At 68.3% G+C, this 19748-nt stretch carries 19 protein-coding genes; 6 read left to right on the top strand and 13 right to left on the bottom strand.

Annotation, left to right across the window (positions count from 1 at the left end; genetic code table 11):
- Nucleotides 1-49 precede the first annotated feature (49 nt).
- Nucleotides 50-1456, bottom strand: a complete 1407-nt coding sequence (locus CFB49_RS22165; RefSeq protein ID WP_089492318.1) for an APC family permease — start codon at nucleotides 1454-1456, stop codon at nucleotides 50-52.
- 132 nt (nucleotides 1457-1588) lie between these two features.
- Between CFB49_RS22165 and CFB49_RS22160 the strand changes: the two genes are divergently transcribed.
- The gene (locus CFB49_RS22160; protein WP_069616507.1) at nucleotides 1589-2392 is read left to right on the top strand and encodes a helix-turn-helix transcriptional regulator; all 804 of its coding nucleotides are present in this window, start codon (nucleotides 1589-1591) and stop codon (nucleotides 2390-2392) included.
- A gap of 97 nt (nucleotides 2393-2489) precedes the next feature.
- Here CFB49_RS22160 and CFB49_RS22155 read toward each other — a convergent pair whose 3' ends face one another.
- Both CFB49_RS22155 and CFB49_RS35870 read right to left on the bottom strand, forming a co-directional pair.
- Complete coding sequence (locus CFB49_RS22155; RefSeq protein WP_089492821.1) at nucleotides 2490-2867, bottom strand: nuclear transport factor 2 family protein; 378 nt, start codon at nucleotides 2865-2867, stop codon at nucleotides 2490-2492.
- A 76-nt stretch (nucleotides 2868-2943) separates the two neighbouring features.
- Nucleotides 2944-3201, bottom strand: a complete 258-nt coding sequence (locus CFB49_RS35870) for a hypothetical protein (RefSeq protein ID WP_143329307.1) — start codon at nucleotides 3199-3201, stop codon at nucleotides 2944-2946.
- Between the two features lie 72 nt (nucleotides 3202-3273).
- Between CFB49_RS35870 and CFB49_RS22150 the strand changes: the two genes are divergently transcribed.
- Complete coding sequence (locus tag CFB49_RS22150; RefSeq protein WP_069616506.1) at nucleotides 3274-3648, top strand: COG4315 family predicted lipoprotein; 375 nt, start codon at nucleotides 3274-3276, stop codon at nucleotides 3646-3648.
- Nucleotides 3649-3776: 128 nt separating this feature from the next.
- Here the strand turns inward: CFB49_RS22150 and CFB49_RS22145 are convergent, their stop codons facing one another.
- Together CFB49_RS22145 and CFB49_RS22140 are read right to left on the bottom strand one after the other, a co-directional pair.
- Nucleotides 3777-5294: a CoA-acylating methylmalonate-semialdehyde dehydrogenase gene (locus tag CFB49_RS22145; protein WP_089492317.1), complete on the bottom strand. Its 1518-nt coding sequence runs from the start codon at nucleotides 5292-5294 to the stop codon at nucleotides 3777-3779.
- A 49-nt stretch (nucleotides 5295-5343) separates the two neighbouring features.
- Nucleotides 5344-6699: an aspartate aminotransferase family protein gene (locus tag CFB49_RS22140; protein WP_069616504.1), complete on the bottom strand. Its 1356-nt coding sequence runs from the start codon at nucleotides 6697-6699 to the stop codon at nucleotides 5344-5346.
- Between the two features lie 105 nt (nucleotides 6700-6804).
- Here CFB49_RS22140 and CFB49_RS22135 point away from each other — a divergent pair, with 105 nt between their 5' ends.
- Nucleotides 6805-7755, top strand: a complete 951-nt coding sequence (locus tag CFB49_RS22135; RefSeq protein WP_089492316.1) for a LysR family transcriptional regulator — start codon at nucleotides 6805-6807, stop codon at nucleotides 7753-7755.
- 24 nt (nucleotides 7756-7779) lie between these two features.
- On the opposite strand, the gene CFB49_RS22130 is transcribed toward CFB49_RS22135, so the two are convergent.
- The 3 genes from CFB49_RS22130 to CFB49_RS22120 are packed head-to-tail and all read right to left on the bottom strand — an operon-like array spanning nucleotide 7780 to nucleotide 9879.
- Entirely contained in the window at nucleotides 7780-9021 is a 1242-nt protein-coding gene (locus tag CFB49_RS22130) for an MFS transporter (protein WP_089492315.1), read from the bottom strand.
- The gene (locus tag CFB49_RS22125; RefSeq protein ID WP_089492314.1) at nucleotides 9018-9353 is read right to left on the bottom strand and encodes a hypothetical protein; all 336 of its coding nucleotides are present in this window, start codon (nucleotides 9351-9353) and stop codon (nucleotides 9018-9020) included. Before CFB49_RS22125 ends, CFB49_RS22130 begins: the two co-directional genes overlap by 4 nt.
- 37 nt (nucleotides 9354-9390) lie before the next feature.
- Nucleotides 9391-9879 (bottom strand): MarR family winged helix-turn-helix transcriptional regulator, encoded by a 489-nt coding sequence (locus tag CFB49_RS22120; RefSeq protein ID WP_371090545.1) that lies wholly within the window; start codon nucleotides 9877-9879, stop codon nucleotides 9391-9393.
- 149 nt (nucleotides 9880-10028) lie between these two features.
- Here CFB49_RS22120 and CFB49_RS22115 point away from each other — a divergent pair, with 149 nt between their 5' ends.
- Nucleotides 10029-10520 carry a 2,4'-dihydroxyacetophenone dioxygenase family protein gene (locus tag CFB49_RS22115; protein ID WP_089436432.1) on the top strand — a complete coding sequence of 164 codons (492 nt, stop codon included), beginning with the start codon at nucleotides 10029-10031 and terminating at the stop codon, nucleotides 10518-10520.
- A 105-nt stretch (nucleotides 10521-10625) separates the two neighbouring features.
- Here the strand turns inward: CFB49_RS22115 and CFB49_RS22110 are convergent, their stop codons facing one another.
- Complete coding sequence (locus tag CFB49_RS22110; RefSeq protein WP_089492313.1) at nucleotides 10626-11774, bottom strand: epoxide hydrolase family protein; 1149 nt, start codon at nucleotides 11772-11774, stop codon at nucleotides 10626-10628.
- A gap of 73 nt (nucleotides 11775-11847) precedes the next feature.
- Complete coding sequence (locus tag CFB49_RS22105) at nucleotides 11848-12807, bottom strand: GlxA family transcriptional regulator (protein ID WP_089492312.1); 960 nt, start codon at nucleotides 12805-12807, stop codon at nucleotides 11848-11850.
- A 132-nt stretch (nucleotides 12808-12939) separates the two neighbouring features.
- Here CFB49_RS22105 and CFB49_RS22100 point away from each other — a divergent pair, with 132 nt between their 5' ends.
- Nucleotides 12940-13740 carry an SDR family NAD(P)-dependent oxidoreductase gene (locus CFB49_RS22100; protein ID WP_069616497.1) on the top strand — a complete coding sequence of 267 codons (801 nt, stop codon included), beginning with the start codon at nucleotides 12940-12942 and terminating at the stop codon, nucleotides 13738-13740.
- Here CFB49_RS22100 and CFB49_RS22095 read toward each other — a convergent pair.
- The 3 genes from CFB49_RS22095 to CFB49_RS22085 form a co-directional block, all read right to left on the bottom strand.
- Nucleotides 13737-15086, bottom strand: a complete 1350-nt coding sequence (locus tag CFB49_RS22095) for an MFS transporter (RefSeq protein ID WP_089492311.1) — start codon at nucleotides 15084-15086, stop codon at nucleotides 13737-13739. The two genes, CFB49_RS22100 and CFB49_RS22095, sit on opposite strands and share 4 nt — an antisense overlap.
- A gap of 57 nt (nucleotides 15087-15143) precedes the next feature.
- A complete protein-coding gene (locus tag CFB49_RS22090; RefSeq protein WP_089492310.1) occupies nucleotides 15144-16490 on the bottom strand; it encodes an MFS transporter in 1347 nt (448 codons plus the stop codon).
- A gap of 186 nt (nucleotides 16491-16676) precedes the next feature.
- Nucleotides 16677-17636: an MBL fold metallo-hydrolase gene (locus CFB49_RS22085; protein ID WP_069616494.1), complete on the bottom strand. Its 960-nt coding sequence runs from the start codon at nucleotides 17634-17636 to the stop codon at nucleotides 16677-16679.
- A gap of 178 nt (nucleotides 17637-17814) precedes the next feature.
- On the opposite strand from CFB49_RS22085, the gene CFB49_RS22080 reads away from it, so the two are divergent.
- The gene (locus CFB49_RS22080) at nucleotides 17815-19464 is read left to right on the top strand and encodes an IclR family transcriptional regulator (RefSeq protein ID WP_089492820.1); all 1650 of its coding nucleotides are present in this window, start codon (nucleotides 17815-17817) and stop codon (nucleotides 19462-19464) included.
- The last annotated feature ends 284 nt before the right edge of the window (nucleotides 19465-19748 follow it).

The following is a 19748-nucleotide window of genomic DNA, read 5'->3' as shown; positions in this document are numbered from 1 at the left end:
GTCTTTCGATGGTTCGGTGTATCGGTGCTGCCCGGTGTCGATCCGATGCTCAGAGCGCGCGGAATGCCGCGCTGTGGCGCGCCCACACCACGTACATCACGAGCGCCGCGGCCAGCAGCCCGGCGATGATGATCAGGTCGGTCGGCTTCGTCGCCGTCGCGAGCGTCGTGTAGAGCGTGTACGCGGCGCCCGCCACCGCGACGAGCGGCGTCACGGGCCACAGCGGCATCCGGTAATGATGCTCGACGTCGCGACGCACGAACCGGCTCGCCAGCGCGGCCAGCCCGACGACGAGGTAGATCAGCAGCAACAGGTCGACCGTGAACGCGGTCAGCTCGTCGAGGCTCGACACGAACACGAGCCCGGCCGACGGTATCGCGAGCGCGATCGTCGCGAGCCACGGCGATTCGAGGCGCGGATGGATCGTCGAGAACGCGCGGTTGCAGGTGCGCGACCAGAGCGCATGCCGGCCGCTGCTGTACAGCAGGCGGCCCATCGCGATCACGATCGCGATGATCGCGTTGAACACCGACAGGAAGATCCCGCCGCTGACCACGCGCGACACGGCCGGATTGCTCAGCGAGCGCACGACATAGCCGATCGGATCGCCGCTCTTCGTCAGTTCCGTCAGCGACGGTGCGCCCAGCACGATCGCGGTGAGCGGCACCAGCTCGACGACGAGGATCACGAGCAGCGAATAGATCACCGCCTTCGCGACGTTGCGGTTGCCGCCGCGCAAGTCTTCCGCGAGATAGGCGGCCGAGCCGAAGCCGTTGTAGCAGAAGATCGCGGTGCCGATCGCGGGCACGATGGCCGCGAGCGTTGCCGGCACCAGCGCGTTGCCGCTCGCGACGACCGGTGCGATCAGGACGTCGGCGCCGCGATGCGGCGATCCGAAGCCGAGCCCCGCGATCAGCATCAGCACGCCGATTTCGACGACCAGGAACGCACCGGTGATCCACGCATTCGTCTTGATGTTCAGCATGCCGAGCAGATAGCTGAGCAGCACGATCGTCAGCGCGACCGACTGGTTGCCGAAGTGCGTGCCGAGCGCGCTGTTCAGGTACGGCGCGGCGCCGCTCGCGAGCACGGCCGGGATGAACACGCTGACGGACAGCACCGTGATGAAGGTCAGGTAGCCGGGCAGCGTGCCGAACACGCGCTTGGCCATCACGTATTCGCCGCCCGCGCTGCGATGGGCGGCGCTGAGTTCCGCATAGCAGAGCGCGAACGCCAGCGCGAGCACGCCGCCGAGCACGAACGACAGCACCGCGCCACTGCCGGCCTGCTGGATCGCGAACGGCGCGATCACGAAGATCGAGCTGGCCGGGGTCACGCCCGATACGGTGATCATCACTGCGTCGCGCACGCTGAGCGTCTGCGACAGCGCGCACGGCACATCTTCCGTTGCAGAGGCCGCTTGCAGCGTGCCCGTCGATTCCGACATCATCGCCATTTCGTGCTCCTTTGTTCCTTTGCCGCCTTTTTTTGAACACCCATACTCGGGCCCGATTGATTGCGTGGCAGTCTAGGAAGCCAATTTCAGGACCGCTATTCCCCCTTCGTGTTACGCCCTTCCGGTGGTGGTATGGATCGTCTCTTTTCCGAAATCGCGATGCACCAGGCGCTCGGCCGCGCGATCGATCATCTCGGCCAACCGCGTTTCTGGCGGTTCCTCGTGCTGTTGCTCAACGAAATGGCGCCGTTCGACAACGCGCTCGCGACCGCGATCGGCCGCGACGGCGTGCCGCTCGTGCTCGACGAATACGACACGGGCGGCGCCGACACCGCGTCGCCGGTGCCGCTTTACCTGAACGGGTTATATCTGCTCGATCCGTTTCTGCAGGCCGCGCACGACGGGCTCGCCGACGGCTGCTACCGGCTCGAGGAAGTCGCGCCCGACCTGTTCCGGCAGAGCGAATATTTCCTCAGCTACTTTCGCGATGCGGTCGGCGACGACGAGATCCAGATTCTCGTGCGGCCGAACGCCGACACGCTGCTGTCGCTGTCGCTCGGTGCGTCGACGCGCTTCGACGTCGAGCCGCTCGGCAAGCTGACGGCCGCGATGCCGTGGGTGCTCGCCGTTATCCGCCAGCATTGGCGGCTGGTGGGCGATGCCGCGCGCGCCACGCCCGACGCGGACCTCGGCGCGCGCGTCGAGCAGGCGCTCGCGCGCTTCGGCGCGGGTGTGCTGACCGATCGCGAGATGGCGATCGCACGCATGGTGCTGCGCGGCAATTCGTCGAAGGCGATCGCGGAACGGCTCGCGATATCACCCGAAACGGTGAAGGTGCATCGGCGGCACCTTTACGCGAAGCTCGGAATCTCGTCGCAGCCGGAGCTGTTTTCGCGGTTCATTCAGGCGCTGGGGGAAAACGACGCAGCCGGTTGAGCGGCGCGCGCGCCGTCGACCGGCGACGCCCCGGCAGGCAGCCCTTCGCGGGCGGCTCGCGACGGCGAAACGTCAGCTTCGCGCCGCGCGATCGCGTTCACGTGCCCGATTCGATGAACCCGCCATCCGGCGCCGGGTGCGGCACGTACCAGCCGAAATACACCTCGGCCTCGACGATCCGGCCATCGCGCACGCGCAACCGTTCGGCATTGCGGAACCGCCTGCCGGCGGTCGTGACGGCTTCGTATACGACGTACACGTATTCGCCGTGCACAGCGACGTCGACGAATTCGAAACTGGCGAGCATCGCGCTGTTCGGCCAGCAGCGCGCCAGATACGCGTCGCGATCGAGCCGGTTGTCGAGCGGGCTCGTGAAATGGAAGTCCGGCGCGATCAGCGCTTCGATCGCGTCGCGGTCCTTGTCGACATACGCGCGATAGCTGGCGCGCGCTACATCGCCTGGATCCTCAAGCATCGTCATCACCTCCCGGAAGGATCGGCGCGAGCCGGGCTCGCGCTGACGGAAATATTCCGGCGGAATCCGCGCGATGTCATCCACGCAAACCCGTATCGGGGTCGTTGCCGCCGCAACGCATGCGCGGCGTACGTTCGGGGACGGATGCGGAATACCCGGGCACGACGACGATCGTCGCGCCGTTGCGCGCGGCGTGCAGGCCGCCGATATGCCCCCGATCTTCTCGCAGCCCCGCCAAAAACCGCCTATCGTGAATAAGGCGCTCCATTTGCCGCCAGTCGCCCGGGCGTCGCTCACGCGGGCGGGCGGCGACGGCGCCGTGCTCCGGCACCATTCATCGCGATTCCGGCGCACGCTCGCCCGTGCACGCGATCGCGGCCGCCCACCGGATTATCAGGAGGCACTCATGAAAGCCGCGCTGCTCGTCAGCTCCGCCCTGCTCGCCATTGCGTCAGCTTCGGCCACGGCCCAGGGTTCCATCACGAAGGAAGAAAACGGCGCACTCGTCGCCGCGAACGGGATGACCGTCTACACGTTCGACAAGGACAAGCCCAACGCCGGCACCAGCGCCTGTTCGGGCCCATGCGAAACCCTCTGGCCGCCGTACAAGGCCAGCGCGACCGACGTACCGGTCGGCCCCTACACGATCGTCAAGCGCGACGACGGCAGCCCGCAATGGGCATACAAGGGCAAGCCGCTGTACTTCTACTCGAAGGACATGAAACAGGGCGAACGCAACGGCGACAACTTCAAGAACGTGTGGCACGTGGTCGCGCCTTGAGCCTGCTTTCGCCGCGTTCCGCGCGTTTTGCGGGGACGTAAAAAAGCCCGCCTCCGATCGTCGATCGGGGCGGGCCGCGGCGGCGCCTCACGTCGCGCCGGCTGCATGCAGCCGGCGCGCACGTCGACTCAGCGGTTCGACGGGAAGCTGAACACCGTCCCTTCGCGCACGCCGGCCGACGGCCAGCGCTGCGTGATCGTCTTGCGCTTCGTGTAGAACCGCACCGCATCCGGGCCGTAGGCGTGCAGATCGCCGAACAGCGAACGCTTCCAGCCGCCGAACGAGTGGTACGCGACCGGCACCGGCAGCGGCACGTTGATGCCGACCATGCCGATCTGGATGTTGTCGCTGAAGTAGCGCGCCGCCTCGCCGTCGCGCGTGAACAGGCACGTGCCGTTGCCGTATTCGTGCGCGTCGATCAGCGCCATCGCGTCGTCGAGCGACTTCAGGCGGATCACGCCGAGCACCGGCCCGAAGATCTCGTGCTGATAGATCGGCATGCCGGGCTTCACGTTGTCGAACAGGCACGGGCCGAGGTAGTAGCCGCCGTCGTGACCGTCGACCTTCACGCCGCGACCGTCGACGACGAGCGTCGCGCCCGCTGCCACGCCCGCTTCGACGAAACCCGTCACCTTCTCGAAATGCTGCTGCGTGACGAGCGGGCCCATGTCGACGCCCGCGCCGTTGCCCGGGCCGACCTTCATCTTCTCGATCTCGGCCTTCAGCCCCGCGACGACCTGGTCGCCCGTTTCGTCGCCGATCGCGACGACGAGCGGAATCGCCATGCAGCGCTCGCCGCACGAGCCGTACGCGGCGCCCATCAGCGCGTTCACCGCGTTGGGGATATCGGCATCCGGCATCACGACCGCGAAGTTCTTCGCGCCGCCGAGCGCCTGCACCCGCTTGCCGTGCGCGCAGCCGGTCGCGTAGATATATTCGGCGATCGGCGTCGAGCCGACGAAGCTCACCGCCTTCACGCGCGGATCGGCCAGGATCGTGTCGACCGCTTCCTTGTCGCCGTTCACGACGTTCAGCACGCCCGGCGGCAGGCCGGCTTCGAGCGCGAGCTCGGCCATGCGCAGCGTCGACGACGGCGTGCGCTCCGACGGCTTCAGCACGAACGTGTTGCCGCATGCGACGGCCATCGGCCACATCCACAGCGGCACCATCACCGGGAAGTTGAACGGCGTGATGCCGGCGGCAACGCCGAGCGCCTGGAACTCGCTCCACGAATCGATCGCGGGACCGACGTTCTTGCTGTGCTCGCCCTTCAGCAGTTCGGGCACATAGGACGCGTATTCGACGTTCTCGATCCCGCGCTGCAGTTCGCCCATCGCATCGGCGAGCACCTTGCCGTGCTCGGCCGTGATCAGCGCGCACAATTCTTCCGCGTGCTCCTCGAGCAGCGTCTTGAAGCGGCTCATCACGCGGGCACGCTTCAGCGGCGGCGTGTTGCGCCATGCCGGGAACGCGGCCTGCGCGGACGCGATCGCGGCTTCGACGGTCAGCTTGTCGGCGAGCGCGACGCTCTTGTGCGACTCGCCGGTGGCCGGGTCGAACACCGGCTGGACCCGGCTGCCGCCGTCGACGCGCTTGCCGTCGATCAGGTGGCCGACGGTGGAGGTCACATTGCTGTCGTGTTTCATGTCTGGAGCTCTTTCGTGAATTCGGTTGTCGCTGCGGGCGAGCAGTGGCTCAATCCACTTCGTTCAGCGCGTCGGACAGCGCGTTGACCAGGTTGTCGATCTCGCGCTTCTCGGCGATGAACGGCGGCGCGAGCTGGATCGTGTCGCCGCCGTAGCGCACGTAGAAGCCCTTCGCCCAGCAGCGCATCGCGATCTCGTACGGGCGCCGTGCCGGCTCGCCCGGCAGCGCGGCGATCGTCAGGCCGGCGGCCAGCCCGTAGTTGCGGATGTCCGCGACGTGACGCTGGCCCTTCAGCCCGTGCACGGCCGCCTCGAAATGCGGCGCGAGATCGCGCACGCGGGCCACCGCGTCTTCCTTCACCAGCAGGTCGAGCGCCGCGACGCCGGCCGCGCACGCGACCGGGTGCGCCGAATACGTGTAGCCGTGCGGGAACTCGAGCATGTACTCGGGGCCGCCCGCGGCCATGAACGTGTCGTAGATTTCCTTCGTCGCGATCACGCCGCCGAGCGGCTGCACGCCGTTCGTCACCTGCTTCGCGAAGTTCATGATGTCCGGCACCACGCCGAAGGCGTCGGCGCCCGTCATCGCGCCGGCCCGGCCGAAGCCCGTGATGACCTCGTCGAAGATCAGCAGGATGTCGTGCGCGGTACAGATGTCGCGCAGGCGCTTCAGATAGCCCTTCGGCGGCACGACCACGCCCGCCGAACCGGAGAACGGTTCGACGATCACGGCCGCGATGTTCGACGCGTCGTGCAGCGCGATCAGCTCGAGCAGGCGGTCGGCCAGCTCCGCGCCGTGTTCCGGCATGCCGCGCGAGAACTTGTTCTCGGCCAGTTGCGTATGCGGCAGGAAATCGGCGTCGAGGCCCTGGCCGAACAGCTTGCGGTTCGGCCCGATCCCGCCGACCGAGATGCCGCCGAAGTTCACGCCGTGGTACCCCTTCTCCCGGCCGATCAGGCGCGTCTTCGTGCCCTTGCCCTTCGCACGCCAGTACGCGCGGGCCAGCTTCAGCGACGTGTCGGCCGCTTCCGAGCCCGAGCCCGTGAAGAACACGTAGTCGAGCCCGGCCGGCGTCAGTTCCTTGATCTTGTTGGCGAGCTCGAACGATTTCGGATGGCCGAACTGGAAGGCCGGCGCGTAGTCGAGCTGCGCGACCTGACGGCTCACGGCTTCGACGATTTCCGTGCGGCCGTGACCGAGGCCCGTGCACCAGAGGCCCGACAGGCCGTCGAAGATCTTGCGGCCTTCGCCGTCGGTGTAATACGCGCCCTTGCCGGACACGATCAGGCGCGGATCGGCCTTGAACTGGCGATTGGCCGTGAACGGCATCCAGTGCGCGTCGAGCCATGCGGCGTCGGTGCGGAGGTTCGTGTCGTCGTGCTGCGCGGTGGTGATGTCGGTCATGTCGGTCGGCGCGGCGCGCCCCTCCTTCTCGTATTGATATTGCGCATTGTCGGGACGCCAATTAGTCTTTTGAATATCGCAATATCAATGTTCACTTGCGCAACTATGCAAGCAAAGAAACCGAAGAGCCGCGCGTTGCTCGGGCAGCTCAGCGACATGGATCTCCGCCTGCTGCGGGTCTTCAAGGGCGTCGTGCAGTGCGGCGGGATGGCCGCCGCCGAACTGGAACTGAATATCGGCATCTCGACGATCAGCCGGCACGTGAAGGATCTGGAGACGCGGCTCGGCCTCGTGCTGTGCCGGCGCGGCCGCGCAGGCTTCACGCTGACGCCCGAAGGACAGACGGTGTACGAGGAAACGCTGCGACTGCTCGCGTCGATGGAGGCATTTCGCAGCAGAATCGATGGTATTCACGACAAGATGGGCGGAGAACTGCACATCGCGGTGTTCGACAAGACGGCGACCAACCCGCATGCGCGCCTGGGCGACGCGATTCGCCAGTTCGCGGACGAAGCGCCGGACGTCGCGCTGAACCTGCACGTCGCGTCGATCAACGAGGTCGAGCGCGGGGTCATCGACGGCAGCTACCACGTCGGGATCATTCCCGCGCACCGCAACTCGGGCAGCCTCGTGTATTCGGCGCTGTTCGACGAACGGATGCTGCTCTACTGCGGCCGCCAGCATCCGCTGTTCGACGCGCCGCACGGCAAGCTCACGTGGACGACGATCCGCCACCACGCGTTCGCGGGGCTCGGCTTCCATTCGCCGAACATGGAACTCAGCCATCGCGCGAAGCTCACGCGCAGCGCGACCGCGTCGGACCAGGAATCGATTGCAACGCTGATCCTGTCGGGCCGCTATCTCGGCTTCCTGCCCGATCACTACGCGGAGAGTTTCGAAAACAAGGGGCTGATGCAGCCGATCGCGCCGCACCGGTTCAATTACCGGTGCCGGTTCGTAAGCCTGCTGCGACGCTCGCCGCGGCCGTCGCGGGCGGCGCTGCTGTTCCAGTCGTGCCTCGAAGTCGCGCATGCGGCGGTGTTGCCGGCCGCGTAACGGCGGCTTCGGCTCCGGTTTCGTTCAGGCCCCGTCGTCGGCCGCGCGCGGCTGCGCACGCTTGCGCGTGACGAAATGGGTCGCGACGAGCGCCGCGGCAAAGCCCGACGCCGCGCCGACGCCGAGCGCCCAGCGCGGGCCGAGGTGGTTCGCGACCCAGCCCGCCACCGGCGCGCCGATCGGCGTGCCGCCCAATGCAACCGCGAGGCGCAGCGCCATCACGCGGCCGCGCATCGCCGGCTCGGTGGAGAGCTGCATCAGGCTGTTGGTGGAGTTCATGAAGGTGATCGCGGCGATCCCGGTCAGCACCAGCGCGGCGGCGAACGACCAGTAGCCGGGCGCCAGCGCGGCGAACGCGCAGCCGAGCCCGAACAGCGTCGCGCCGATCCACAGATGGCGAAACCGCGGTTGCTCGCGGCGCGCGGCGAGCAGCGCGCCCGAGATCGTGCCGACCGCCATCATCGACGACAGGAAGCCGAACCCGCGCGCATCGACGTGAAACACGCTGGCGGCCATCGTCGAAATGAACAACTGGAAATTGAGCCCGAACGTGCCGATCAGGAACAGCATCACGAGGATCGCCGTCAGGTCCGGGCGGTGCCATACGTAGCGGAATCCGTCGAGCAGGCTGCCGCGCGAGCGGCCTGCCCGTACGTTCGTGCGCAATTCGTCTTCCCGAAGCCGCGACAGCGACGCCAGCACCGCGAAGAAGCTGAGCCCGTTCGCGAGAAACGCCCAGCCGGTGCCGACCGATGCGATCAGGAAGCCGGCCGCCGCCGGGCCGACCATCCGCGCGGCGTTGAACGACGTCGAATTGAGCGCGACCGCGTTCGCGAGCTCGCGGTCGCCGACGAGTTCCGCGACGAAGGTCTGCCGCACCGGCGCGTCGAACGCCGACGCGCAGCCGAACAGGAACGCGAACACATACACGTGCTCGAGCCGCACGGCGCCGGTGACCGTCAGCACGCCGAGCACGAGCGCCAGCGCACCCATCAGCGCCTGCGTGGCCATCAGCAGCTTGCGCTGGTCGAAGCGGTCGGCCGCATAGCCGGTCCACGGCAACAGCAGCAATTGCGGGCCGAACTGCAGCGCCATCACCGTGCCGACCGCCGATGCGTCGTGATGCGTGAGCTGCGTGAGGACGAGCCAGTCCTGCGCGGTGCGCTGGATCCATGTGCCGATGTTCGACACCAGCGAGCCGATCGCCCACACGCGATAGTTGAAGCTGCGAAGCGAGCGAAATACGCCCGCGGCCGGCACGCTCATCGCCGCACCCGGCCGGGCGCGTTGCCGCCGTGCAGTTCGCCGAAATGCCGCGCGAGGAACAGGCCGAGCACGAGGATGCCGAGCCCGAACGCCGCCGCGTCGGCGGTGATCTTCAGGTCGAAATCGCCGACCCGGCGCACGAGCGCATAAGCAATGACGAGGTTCACGACGCCCCACACCACGTTCACGGTGGACGACGACAGCCCGCGCCCGGGCGGATGCGCGAACGGCGTCTGGAACGGCTCGCCGCGCAGCCCGCTGACGAGATGCGGCACGGCGTTCGCGAGACACGCGCCGCCGAAGAAGTACGACACGAGATGCAGGAAGTTCATGAGCGGGCCATCCTTTCGGCGAGCGGGTCGATACGGTTTACGGACGCGCCGGGTCCCGGAATTCGGCGAGCCGCTGCAGCAGCTTCACGGCCGCCGCGAGCTCCGCCTGTTCCGCCGCCGACAATTGCGCGTGCAGCGCACGGAACAGCCAGTCGTCCTTGGCCGCGCGGTTCGCTTGCAGCACCTTGCGGAAACCGGGCGTGAGCGCGATCAGCGTCTGCCGGCCATCGGTCGGATCGGGCGCGCCGGCGACCGCGCCGAGCGCCTCCAGCGTCGCGACCGTCACGCGCATCGACTGCGGGCGCACGCTTTCGGCCCGTGCAAGCGCCGATACGGTCGCCGGGCCGTCGCGATCGAGCCGCAGCAGCACCGATTTCTGCGACGACGTGAGGTCGTTCGGATGGGTCTGCTCCCGCATCCGCCGCATCAGCTTGCCAACCGAGATGCGAAGTTCGCCGGCGAGACCGGCCAGTGGGAGCGTGTCGGCGGGAGGCGATGGCGAGTTCATGAATTCAAGATAGCACATCGACAGTCAAACTGTGCAGTTTGACTGTATATTCCGTCGCGCAAGAATCGGCCTGCCGCGCACGCTTTCGGCGCGACGCCGCGCCCCGTTCGGCCGCGCGATTCGCCTCTGCGATAATGCGGGCTTCCCGTTTCCGCCCGACTTCCGCCATGACGCAGCCGTCCGCCCCGCCCTCCACCGACCTGCCGCCGATCTCGTGCCTGCCCGGGGACGCGCTGCCGTGGCTGCCGATGAGCGCCGACCTGCCGGGGCTCGCGATCAAGTACCTGCACATCAACGCGGCCGAGGACACGCTGACCGCGCTGCTCAAGATGCCGGCAGGCGGCACGCTGCCGCGCCACCGTCACGACGGCGAGGTGTTCGTCCATACGCTGCAGGGTGCGTGGCGCTACCGCGAATACGACTGGGTCGCGCACGCCGGTTCGACGGTGCTCGAACCGGCCGGCTCCGTGCATACGCCGGAAACGCTCGGCGCGCCGGGCGAGGACGTGATCACGCTGAACGTGATGCGTGGCGACCTCGTGCTGCTCGACGACGACGGCCGCGAAACGGCGCGCGAGAACTGCCGCGTCGCGCTGCTGCGCCAGCGCAAGCATGCGCGTACGGCGCCGGAGGCGGCCACGGCGTTCGTGACGCGGTAAGACTCGAGACGGGCGTCGGCGCGGCGCGATCCGCGCAATGCGGCGCACCCGGTCGCCGGGATGGCCACCGGCGTACTTCGCACGCGTCGCTGGCCGCCCCGCTCGTTATCGAAAACGCCTGAAAAACCGCCGAATATCGTCGGCGAGCAAATCCGGCTCTTCCATCGCCGCGAAATGGCCGCCGCTCGGCATGTCGGTCCACTGCGCCACGTCGAATACGCGTTCGAGCCAGCTGCGCGGCGGACGGCTGATCTCCTTCGGAAAGCGCGCGAACGCGACAGGCACCGCCATGCGTTGTCCGGCCGCGAAGCGCATCGGCTGCAGCCGGTTTTCCCAATACATCTGCATCGACGAGCCAATGCAGCCGGTGAACCAGTAGAGCGAGATGCCGGTCAGCAGCGTGTCGTGCGAAAACCGCCGCGCGACGTCGCCGTCGCAATCGCTCCACGCACGGAATTTCTCGGCGATCCACGCCGCCAGCCCGAGCGGCGAATCGTTGAGCGCGACGGCCAGCGTCCGAGGCTTCGTCATGTGGACATACGCGTACCCGCCTTCCAGCGCCGCCCAATCGCCACGCTGCTTCAGGAATGCCTGCTCGTCGTCGGTCAGCGGCCGCGCGGCGTCCATCGGCGGTTCGTAGCTGCCGGGCAGATAGTTCAGATGGACGCCGTCGACCACGCCCTCGTGCCGCGCGCCGAGCGCGACCGACACGCCCGCGCCCAGGTCGCCGCCCTGCGCACCGAAGCGTCGATAGCCGAGGCCGGCCATCAATTCCGCCCAGCAGTCGGCGACCTGCAGCGCCGACGTGCCGGGTGCCGCCGGTGCCGGAGAAAACAGGAAGCCGGGCAGCGACGGCGCGACGATGTCGAATGCGTCGTCCGGATCGCCGCCGAACGCGGCCGGATCGCACAGGCGATCGATCAGCGCATGGAATTCGAATGCGGAGCCGGGCCAGCCGTGCGTGACGACGAGTGGATAGGGTTTCGGCCCCGTGCCTCGCCGATGCACGAAATGCACGCGCCGGCCGCCGACGTCCGCGACGAACTGCGGCAGCCGGTTCAGCGCGCGTTCCGCCGCACGCCAGTCGAACCCGTCGGCCCAGTACGCGGCCAGCTCACGCAGCCACGTGCCGTCGACGCCCTGCTGCCACGGCTCGGCGGGCGTCAGGTTCGGCGGGCGGGTGTCGCGCAGGCGTCGACGCAGGTCGTCAAGTGCCTGGTCGGGTATTGCAACGTCGAACGGTTCGGCATACATCGTGTTTCCTCGCGAAACATATCGACGAGATTCTGCGCGATTTTCCCGACCCGCGCAGGCGTGCGGCTGCGCGTCAGCCCGTTTCCCGCTGGCCCGCACGCGCATCGCGCCGCAGCGCCTGCGGCGGCACGCCGAACCCGCGCACGAACGCGTCGCGCATGTGCCGGCGGTCGCGAAAACCGTTCTCCTTCGCGATCACGTCGAGCGGATGGCGGCTCTGTTCGATCATCAGCCGCGCCGATTCGAGCCGCAGCCGCTCGATCGCCTTCGCCGGCGACTGCCCGGTTTCGAGCGTAAACACGCGGCTGAACTGGCGCGGGCTCAGGTGCACGGCCTCGGCCAGCGCCTCGACGGTCAGCGCGCGGCCGAGATTCCGCCGCGCGTAGTCGAGCGCGTTCTGGATCCGGTCGGATTTCGGCGCAAGCTCGAGCATTTCCGAATGCTGCGACTGGCCGCCGGCGCGGCGCTGATGCATCACCAGCTTGTGCGCGACCGACCGCGCGGCGTCGGCGCCGAGGTCCTTTTCCACCATCGCGAGCGCGAGATCGAGGCCGGCCGTCATCCCGGCCGACGTCCAGATCGGACCGTCGACGATGAAGATCCGGTCGTCCTCGACGCGAATCTCCGGGTAGTGCCGCTGCATGTCCCGGCCGAACGCCCAGTGGGTGGTCGCGCGGCGCTGCGCGAGCAGCCCGGCCTCGGCCAGCACGAACGCGCCCGTGCAGATGCCGGCGATCCGCCGCGCCTGCCCGTTCGCGCGGCGCAGGTAAGCAACGACACCGGCCGGCGCCGGCGCGGCGAGCGGATCGTTGACGCCCGCGACGATCCACGTATCGACGCCGAGCCGCCCGCGCAGCGCGCGCGTGGCGACCGTCAGCCCGAGCGACGAGCGCACGTCGCCGCCGTCGACCGAATAGCTGTCCATCGCGTAGAACGGCGCGTCCATCCCCATGTTCGCGTACTCGAACACCGACTGCGCGGCGAGCGCCATGATCTGAAAGCCGTCGCTGATCAGAAAGCCGATTCGGTGCATCTGCGTTCTCCGGTTTCGTGCCCAATGGCCCGATGTCCGAAATCATACCCATCTACGTCATTTGTGTCGCCGCGCTTCGAGGCCAGAATGCCTTCACGCCATCCGGCCATCCTCATTGAAACGGAGTACATCATGACGCAAGCACATCGCGGTACCGCTGTCATTACCGGCGCGTCGTCGGGCATCGGCGCCGTCTACGCGGACCGCCTCGCGCGCCGCGGCTACGACCTGATCCTGGTCGCGCGCAGCCGCGACCGGCTGAGCGCCCTCGCCGACCGCATCACGAACGACACGCAGCGCGGCGTCGAGATCGTCGACGCGGACCTCAACGACCGCGCGGCGCTCGCCGCCGTCGAAGCGAAGCTGAAACAGGACGCGAGCATCACGCTGCTCGTGAACAACGCGGGCATCGGCACGCATGCGCCGCTGCTCGACAGCGACGTCGACGCGATGACGCGGATGATCGACCTGAACGTGACCGCGCTCACGCGGCTGACCTATGCGGCCGTGCCCGGCTTCGTCGCGCGCGGCCGCGGCGCGGTGATCAACATTTCGTCGATCGTCGCGATCTCGCCGGAAACGCTGAATGGCGTGTACGGCGGCAGCAAGGCGTTCGTGCTCGCGTTCAGCCAGTCGCTGCATCACGAGCTCGCCGACAAGGGCGTGCAGGTGCAGGCCGTGCTGCCCGGCGCGACGGCCACCGATTTCTGGCAGACGGGCGGCCTGCCGCTCGAGCATCTGCCGAAGGAAATCGTGATGACGGCGCCGGACATGGTCGATGCGGCGCTGGTCGGGTTCGATCGCGGCGAGCTCGTGACGATCCCGTCGCTGCACGCGGGCGACGAATGGGACGCGTACGAGGCCGCGCGCCGCACGATGGCGCCGCACCTGTCGGCCGATACGCCGGCCCCGCGCTACACCGCGGCGCGCTAGCTGCCGGCGGGGCCTGCGCCGCGCGGTGCGGCGCGCACGCCCAGCAGCATCGCGACCGCGCACGCGGCCAGCAAACCGGCGATCATCAGCATCGCCGAATCCATGCTGCCCGTGCGCGTGCGGATCACGCCGACGATCCACGGCGTGATCATTCCGCTCGACACGCCGATGCTGCTGATCAGCGCGATCCCGCCGGCCGCGCCGGCCCCCGCGAAATACGCGGACGGCACGGCCCAGAACACCGGATGCGCGGCGAAGATCAGCATCGCCGCGATCGACAGCAACGCCATCATCGCGACGATGCTCGGCAGGTGCAGCGTCAGCAACGCGAGCGCCAGCGCACCGCCGAACGCGCATGCGGCGAAATGCCGGCGCCGTTCGCGCTTGCGGTCGGAGCGCCGCGCGATCGCGATCAGGCCGGCCGCGCCGATCGCGTTCGGCACGATCGACAGCAGGCTGATGTGCACGACGTCGTGAATGCCGAATTCGCGAATCATCAGCGGCATCCAGAACAGCAGCATCAGCAGCGCGGTCGTCAGCGAGAAATAGATGAACGCGAACAGATAGGTGCGCGGCTCGGCCAGCACCTGCCGCAGCGAAGCAGCCGCGTGCGCGGGCGCATCGGCGCGATCGGCGGCGAGGTCGGCCGCGAGCCGCTGCCGGTCGTCGTCGGACAGCCAGCGCGCGTGTTCGGGGCGGTCGCACAGCCAGAACCATGCGATCGCGCCGAGCAGGACCGCGGGCGCGCCCTCGATCGCGAACATCCATTGCCAGCCGTGCAGCCCGAGCACGCCGGCCATCCCGCGCATCAGCCAGCCCGACAGCAGCCCGCCGACCATCCCGGCCGCCGCGACGCCCGCATAGAAGATCGACAGCACCGATGCGCGCCGGCGCGCCGGATACCAGTACGTCAGATAGAACACCACCCCGGGGAAGAAGCCGGCTTCGAACAGCCCGAGCAGGAACCGCAGCACGTAGAACTGCTTCGCGCTGTCGACGGTGATCATCGCGACCGACACCGCGCCCCACAGGACCATGATCCGCGCGAACGTGCGGCGCGCGCCGAAGCGGCGCAGCAGCGCGTTGCTCGGCACCTCGAACAGCACGTAGCCGACGAAGAACAGCACCGCGCCGAGGCTGTACATCGCGTCGGTCAGCCCGAGATCCTGCCGCATCTGCAACTGCGCGAAGCCGATGTTGCTGCGATCGAGAATCGACACGATGTAACAGACGAACAGGAACGGCACGATCCGGATGCCGATGCGGCGGTACAGCGCGTCGTTGCCGGACGCGGCGGAACCGGACGCGGCCGCGTGCGCGGCGTCCGCTTGCAGGGGGATGGACATCGATCGTCTCCTCGATGGATGCGAATACGGGCCGGACGGGAAACGCGACGCCGACGTTCAGCCGCGCCGGGCGGATTCGCCCTTCACGCCGACCATCAGCGCCACGCCGCTCGCGACCAGCAGCGCGGCCAGCAGATACACGGCGAGATCCATGCTGCCCGTGCGCGTGCGGATCATCCCGATCACCCACGGGCTGACGATGCCGCTCGTGATCCCGATGCTGCTGATCAACGCGATCCCGGCCGCGGCCGCGTTGCCGGACAGGTAGCGGGTCGGCACGGCCCAGAAGATCGGCAGCGCGGCGAAGATCAGCGTCGCCGCGATCGACAGGCACGCGAGCATCGCCGCGAAGCTGTGCAGGTGCAGCGTCAGCGCCGCGAGCGCGAGGCCGCCGCCGATCGTGCAGCACGCGAAGTGCTTGCGGCGCTCGCCGGTGCGGTCCGAGCGGCGCGCGATCAGCACCAGCCCCACCGCGCCCACCGCATTCGGCACGACCGTGTAGAGGCTCACGGCCACGACGTCGGTCACGCCGAAGTCGCGGATCATCAGCGGCATCCAGAAGTTGAGCGTCAGCGATGCGCAGGTCAGCGAGAAATAGATGAACGCGAACAGGTACACGCGCGGATTCGCGAGCGCGGCCAGCACGCTGCGCCCGTCGTGTGCATTGCCGTGTGTGCGGCCTTCGGCGCACAGCGCGGCGACGCGCGCCTTTTCGTCGGCCGTGAGCCACGTCGCGTCCCGCGGCCGGTCGACGAGGAGCGTGAACGCGGCGAATGCGAGCAGGATCGCCGGCGCACCTTCGATCGCGAACATCCACTGCCAGCCGTGCAGCCCGAGCACGCCACTCATGTCGCGCATGATCCAGCCGGACAGCAGCCCGCCGAGCACGCCGGCCACCGCGACGCCCGCGAAGAACACGGAGATCGCGGCCGCACGCCGGTTCGCGGGGAACCAGTAGGTCAGGTACAGCACGATGCCGGGGAAGAAGCCGGCCTCGAACACGCCGAGCAGGAAGCGCAGCACGTAGAAATGCGACGGCTGCGACACGAACATCATCCCGGTCGACGCGAGGCCCCACAGCAGCATGATCCGCGTGAACGTGCGGCGCGCGCCGAACCGCGCGAGCAGCATGTTGCTCGGCACTTCGCAGAACACGTAGCCGACGTAGAACACCGCGGCGCCGAGGCCGTACATCGCATCGCTGAAGCCGAGATCGTGCTTCATCTGCAACTGCGCGAAGCCGATGTTGATGCGGTCGAGAAACGACACGACGTAGCAGAGGAACAGGAACGGAACGATCCGCCACGCGATCTTGCGGAACAGCAGCGCATCGCCGGATGCGGAAGTCGGCGCCGAAGCGCTCGCGTGCGCGAGCGTCGCTTCGGCGGGAAGCGATTGGGGCATGTCTCTCTCCAAACGGGCCGCGCGATATCGAGCGCGCGGCAGTCTCCGAGGGCGTGCGTGCGCCCTGCTTTCTTGTGAGACCGGATACGGCTGCCGGCGCCGCGGCGCGATGCCGCCGCGGATGCCGCAACCCTCAGTGAAACGGCGGGACGATCATGCGAACGCCGCCCCGCCGCCGCGTGCCATTCACTCCTGCAGCGCGGCCCACATGTCCTTGTCGCGCTGCGCGGTCCAGATGCGCGGATGCGCGATGCCGCTCGCTTCGTCGAACGCGCGCGACACGTCGAACGGCAAACAGTGCTCGTAGATGAACACGTGGCCGAACTTCGGGTCCATCGCCTCGCGCGTGAGCGCCATCGCCGCCTTCAGGTCGAGATTGCGCTCGACGGCCTTGCGGCCCTGCGCGAGCAGCGTCGTGACGAAATCCTTCGTGTAGTCGAGGCCCTTGTTCACGTCGGCCGGATTCAGCAGCGCGGGGCCGCGGCCCGGCACGAGCTTCTCGGCGCCAAGCGCGCGCAGCGCCTCGAGCGTGGCCGGCCACTGTTCGAGCTGCGCGTCGCCGCAATAGCAGGCCGCGTCGTATTCGACGAGGTCGCCCGAGAACAGCACCTTCTGCGACGGCAGCCACACGATCGTGTCGCCCTTCGTGTGGCCCGAGCCGACGTGCATGATCTTCACTTCGAGCTTGCCGAGGAACAGCGTGATCTCGCGCTCGAACACGAGCGTCGGCCAGGTCAGGCCCGGCACCGTCTCGACGCCGGCGAACAGGCGCGGGAAGCGCTCGATCTCCGACTTCATGTCCGCCTCGCCGCGCTCGACGATCATCTCGTACGTGCCGCGGCTCGCGATCACGTGCTGCGCGCCTTCGTCGAAGTACGCGGACGCGCCGAGCACGCGCACCGCATGGTAGTGCGACAGCACGACGTGCTTGATCGGCTTGTCGGTCACGCTGCGGATCTTCGCGATCAGGTCCTGCGCCATCGCGGGCGTCGCGGTCGTGTCGACGATCAGCACGCTGTCGTCGCCGATGATCACGCCCGAGTTCGGGTCGCCTTCGGCTGTGTATGCGTACGCGTTCTCGGACAGCTTCGTCCAGGTGACTTTCTTCTCTTCCAGATCGGCTTGGGAGGCGAATGCTTTGGCCATTGTGCGTTCCGTGGCTGCGAGCCATGTGTTGAGGGGAATGGGCTGATCATCTGCCTGCACCCAATATTTGTCAATGGCAAATACACTTGTTATTGTCTAATGCGGGTAAACCTCCGGGCTGGCGCTGAAAACGGCGTCGGATACCATGCGGGGTTTCGTCAAACGGAAGAATCATCGCGTGCAGAACCACGAAGTCAGCGCGGACGACGCGCCGCCCAAGGCGCAACGCGGCATCCAGAGTGTCGAGGTCGGCGGCCGGCTGCTCGACGCGTTCGCGCGCCGGCGCAAGCCGCTCGGGCTGTCGGAGCTGGCCGCGGCGGCCGACCTCTCCACCGCGCAGGCGCACACCTATCTCGTGAGCCTGACGCGGCTCGCGCTGGTGAAGCGCGATGCGATCACCGGCGACTACGAGCCGGGCCCGCTGTCGCTGCGGCTCGGGCTGATGTCGATCGAGCGCCAGCCGGCCTACCGCGCGACGCTGCCGCATGCGGCGCGGCTCGCGGAAACGGTCGGCCTGAGCGTCGCGCTGTCGGTGCCGGGCGTGCTCGGCCCGACGATCGTGCGCATCGAGCACGGCGGCTATCCGCTGCACGTGAACCTGCACGTCGGTTCGGTGATGTCGCTCGACACCACGGCGACCGGCCGGGTGTTCCGCGCGTTCGGCGACGCCGCGCAAATCAACGCGATGGCGGCCAGCCAGGCCGGCGCGGGCGAGACGCTCGCCGGCGCCGAACGCGCGCCACGCGCGCCGGGCCCCGACGCGCAACACGTCGACCTCGACGCGATCCGCGCGCGCGGCATCGAACGCAGCATCGACCGGCCGAGCCCGGGCGTCAGCGGGATGTGCGTGCCCGTCCTCGATGCGCACGGGCGCCTGCAGCTCGCGTTGACGGTCATCGGGTCGACGGGCTCGATCGATGTCGACTGGAACGGCCCGATCGCCGCGGCGTTGCGCGACGCGGCGCGGCAGGCCACCGCGTCGCTCGGCGCGGTGCGTGCGGAACCGGCGCCCGCACCGGCGTCGGGTCCCGCGCGCGTACCGCCGGCGCTGGCCGACGACGCGAAGGCGCAGCGCGGAATCAATGCGCTCGACAGCACCGGCGACCTGCTACTCGCGCTGGTGTCGGCGGGCCGCGCGCTGCCGCTGCGCGATCTCGCGACGGCGGCCGGCATGCCTGCGGCGAAGGCGTTTCCGCATCTGGTCAGCCTGCAGAAGATCGGCCTGCTGAGCCGCGACGAAGCCGGTTGCTTCGACGGCGGCCCGCTCGCGCAGGCGCTCGGCCTGATTGCGATGCAGCGCGTGTCGCCGACGCGCGACGCGGAAGCCGAGATCGTCGCGCTCGCCGGCGCGACCGACATGAGCGTGGCCGCCGCGACGCTCGGGCCGCTCGGGCCGACCGTGATCCGGCTGGAAGAATCGGCGCGGCCGCAGCACGTGAGCCTGCAGGTCGGCACCGTGATGTCGCTCGTCAATACGGCGATCGGGCGGATTTTCGCGTCCGGCATGTCCGACGACGTGCTGGCCGACCTGCTGGCCAACGAGCCCGTGCGCCTCGCTGGCGCGCCTGCCGTGCCGGACGACGCGGCCTTCCGCGCGCGGCTCGCGGCGATTCGCGCGGACGAACTCGATTTCGCGTTCGACGCGCCGGTGCCGGGCATCGGGACGATCGCCGCGCCGGTGTTCGATCACACCGGCAGCATCCGCCTCGTGATCGCGATCATCGGTTCGTCGCGCGGCTTCCCGCGCGAGCCGGAGAGCGAACTGGCGCAAGCGCTGCGCGCCGCGACGCGGCGACTGTCCTGGCGCTTCGGGTGGATCGGCCGGTAGCCACGCCCTTCTCCCCACGTACCTTCGACTCCCTTTCTTTCTGCCCGCGAGGCCGCGCGGGCTGCCTCGTCACGCGTGCCCGACGAGCGCGGACTGCCAATATTCATGTTGCGCAGCAGCAACATCAATTGTCAGTAATTCTCATATAACGAAATCGCATTTCACAAAGCGGGGCCGTTTCGCTATGATTAGGGTTATCCCTAACTCGCCACCTATATGGGGCTTCGTCATGCAAACGTCTAATGTCTCCGATCGTTCCACCCAATCCACTGGCTGGCTCGCAC

Origin of the sequence: Burkholderia sp. AU17457 (assembly GCF_002223255.1) — a bacterium.
Taxonomy (GTDB): domain Bacteria; phylum Pseudomonadota; class Gammaproteobacteria; order Burkholderiales; family Burkholderiaceae; genus Burkholderia; species Burkholderia sola.
This window is presented reverse-complemented; position numbering and strand designations above follow the sequence as displayed.

What these genes read in the sequence shown, in the direction of transcription:
- CFB49_RS22160 (WP_069616507.1), top strand. Translation starts at nt 1,589, where the DNA reads ATGGATCGTCTCTTTTCCGAAATCGCGATGCACCAGGCGCTCGGCCGC.
- CFB49_RS22165 (WP_089492318.1), bottom strand. Translation starts at nt 1,456, where the DNA reads ATGGCGATGATGTCGGAATCGACGGGCACGCTGCAAGCGGCCTCTGCA.
- CFB49_RS22115 (WP_089436432.1), top strand. Translation starts at nt 10,029, where the DNA reads ATGACGCAGCCGTCCGCCCCGCCCTCCACCGACCTGCCGCCGATCTCG.
- CFB49_RS22105 (WP_089492312.1), bottom strand. Translation starts at nt 12,807, where the DNA reads ATGCACCGAATCGGCTTTCTGATCAGCGACGGCTTTCAGATCATGGCG.
- CFB49_RS22140 (WP_069616504.1), bottom strand. Translation starts at nt 6,699, where the DNA reads ATGACCGACATCACCACCGCGCAGCACGACGACACGAACCTCCGCACC.
- CFB49_RS22085 (WP_069616494.1), bottom strand. Translation starts at nt 17,636, where the DNA reads ATGGCCAAAGCATTCGCCTCCCAAGCCGATCTGGAAGAGAAGAAAGTC.
- CFB49_RS22120 (WP_371090545.1), bottom strand. Translation starts at nt 9,879, where the DNA reads ATGTGCTATCTTGAATTCATGAACTCGCCATCGCCTCCCGCCGACACG.
- CFB49_RS35870 (WP_143329307.1), bottom strand. Translation starts at nt 3,201, where the DNA reads ATGGTGCCGGAGCACGGCGCCGTCGCCGCCCGCCCGCGTGAGCGACGC.
- CFB49_RS22100 (WP_069616497.1), top strand. Translation starts at nt 12,940, where the DNA reads ATGACGCAAGCACATCGCGGTACCGCTGTCATTACCGGCGCGTCGTCG.
- CFB49_RS22090 (WP_089492310.1), bottom strand. Translation starts at nt 16,490, where the DNA reads ATGCCCCAATCGCTTCCCGCCGAAGCGACGCTCGCGCACGCGAGCGCT.
- CFB49_RS22145 (WP_089492317.1), bottom strand. Translation starts at nt 5,294, where the DNA reads ATGAAACACGACAGCAATGTGACCTCCACCGTCGGCCACCTGATCGAC.
- CFB49_RS22110 (WP_089492313.1), bottom strand. Translation starts at nt 11,774, where the DNA reads ATGTATGCCGAACCGTTCGACGTTGCAATACCCGACCAGGCACTTGAC.
- CFB49_RS22150 (WP_069616506.1), top strand. Translation starts at nt 3,274, where the DNA reads ATGAAAGCCGCGCTGCTCGTCAGCTCCGCCCTGCTCGCCATTGCGTCA.
- CFB49_RS22155 (WP_089492821.1), bottom strand. Translation starts at nt 2,867, where the DNA reads ATGCTTGAGGATCCAGGCGATGTAGCGCGCGCCAGCTATCGCGCGTAT.
- CFB49_RS22125 (WP_089492314.1), bottom strand. Translation starts at nt 9,353, where the DNA reads ATGAACTTCCTGCATCTCGTGTCGTACTTCTTCGGCGGCGCGTGTCTC.
- CFB49_RS22135 (WP_089492316.1), top strand. Translation starts at nt 6,805, where the DNA reads ATGCAAGCAAAGAAACCGAAGAGCCGCGCGTTGCTCGGGCAGCTCAGC.
- CFB49_RS22095 (WP_089492311.1), bottom strand. Translation starts at nt 15,086, where the DNA reads ATGTCCATCCCCCTGCAAGCGGACGCCGCGCACGCGGCCGCGTCCGGT.
- CFB49_RS22130 (WP_089492315.1), bottom strand. Translation starts at nt 9,021, where the DNA reads ATGAGCGTGCCGGCCGCGGGCGTATTTCGCTCGCTTCGCAGCTTCAAC.